The sequence below is a fragment of the Variovorax sp. 01T439_2 genome, from assembly GCF_056398445.1.
This window is the reverse complement of record NZ_JBFTPJ010001169.1, coordinates 1-1,516: the sequence shown is the minus strand read 5'-3', so window position 1 is coordinate 1,516 and position 1,516 is coordinate 1. Positions and strand designations below refer to the sequence as shown.

Genomic DNA, 1,516 nt, shown 5'->3' with positions numbered 1-1,516 from the left:
GGCCCATGTTGATGTTCTTGCGGTTCATGGTCTCGGTGGCCGAAAGCACGACGGCGATCTCCTTCGCGCCGGCCGCGTGCGCGCGCTCCAGCCCCTTGAGGTTGGGCACCAGCACCGAGGTGCGCAGCGCCGCAAAGCGCGCCTGCACCTGCGGCAGGAGTTCGCCGGCGTCAGCCATCTGCGGCACGGCCTTCGGCGAGACAAAACTGGCCGCCTCGATGCTGCGCAGGCCGGCCTCGGCCAGCAGTTCGATCAGGCGCAGCTTGCCCTCGGTGCCGACGCGGATCGCCTGGTTCTGCAAGCCGTCGCGCGGCGCGACGTCGGTGATGTGGATCGCTTCCTTCGCGCTCATGCAATCGCTCCTTCGGCGCGCAGCGCCTCGAGCTTGTCGGGTGCGTAGCCGACGAGGTCGCCGAGCACCTGGCGCGTGTTTTCGCCGAGCGCCGGCGGGCAGGTGAACGCCCTGCCCTTGTCGGCCGCCGACAGCTTGATGGGGTTGCCCGGCATGCGCACGCGTTCGCCGGTCTTCAGCGGCACCTCGACCACCATGTCGCGCGCCAGCACCTGTGCATCGCTCAGCGCCTGCTCGAAGTTGTTGACCGGGCCGCACGGAATGCGCGCCTCGCGCAGACGCTCGAGCCAATGGGCGGTCGGCTGCTTGCGCATCGCTTCGCCGACCACCGCGTCGATCTCGGCCTTGGCCGCGAAGCGCACCGGCTGCTGGCGGTACTCGGGCTTGCGCAGCGCCGGCAGGTCGATGAACTCGACGAAGCGATCGAAGAACGGGTCGCCGATGCACGCGATGATCACGTGGCCGTCGGCCGTCGGGTAGCTGTTGTACGGCACATGCACGAAATGCCCGTTGCCAATGCCTTCGGGCACATGGCCCGACAGCAGATGCATCGTCGCCATGTAGTTGAGCAGCGAGATCTGCGCGTCGAGCATCGAAATGTCGACGTGCTGGCCCACGCCGGTCCGGTCGCGCTCCACCAGCGCGGCCAGTACGCCCATCGCGCCGAACATGCCGCCGCCGAGGTCGCCAATGGGGATGCCGCTGCGCGTCGGGCCCGTCTCGGGCGTGCCGGTGATCGACATGCCGCCGCCCATCGCCTGCACCACCTGGTCGAAGGCCGGGCGCTGCGTCTGCGGGCCGGTCTGGCCGAAGCCGGTGACCGAGCAGGTGACGATGCGCGGGTTCACCTTGGCAAGCGAGGCGTAGTCGATACCGAGCCGCCCGGTCACGCCGACGCTGAAGTTGTCGAACACCACGTCGGCCTTGCGCACGAGATCGAGAAACACCGCCTTGCCGGCCGGCGTCTTGAGGTCGACGCACACGCTCTCCTTGTTGCGGTTGAGCGTGAGGTAGTACGCCCCCATGCCGTCGCGCGAATAGTGCGGGTCGTTCTCCAGCAGGCGGCGGGTGCCTTCGCCGCTGCCGGGCGGCTCGACCTTGATGGTGCGCGCGCCGAGGTCGGCCAGCAGCATGGTGCCGTAGGGGCCGGACAGCATGTGCGTC

2 protein-coding genes are annotated in these 1,516 nt (G+C 68.9%); both read right to left on the bottom strand.

What is annotated here, in order from left to right:
- On the bottom strand, nt 1–352 hold a 352-nt coding region (locus AC1DOC_RS33150; RefSeq protein WP_478131509.1), incomplete at its 3' end, for a beta/alpha barrel domain-containing protein.
- A partial coding sequence (locus AC1DOC_RS33145) for a CaiB/BaiF CoA transferase family protein (protein WP_478131508.1) occupies nt 349–1,516 on the bottom strand: 1,168 nt, incomplete at its 5' end. The genes AC1DOC_RS33150 and AC1DOC_RS33145, both read right to left, overlap by 4 nt.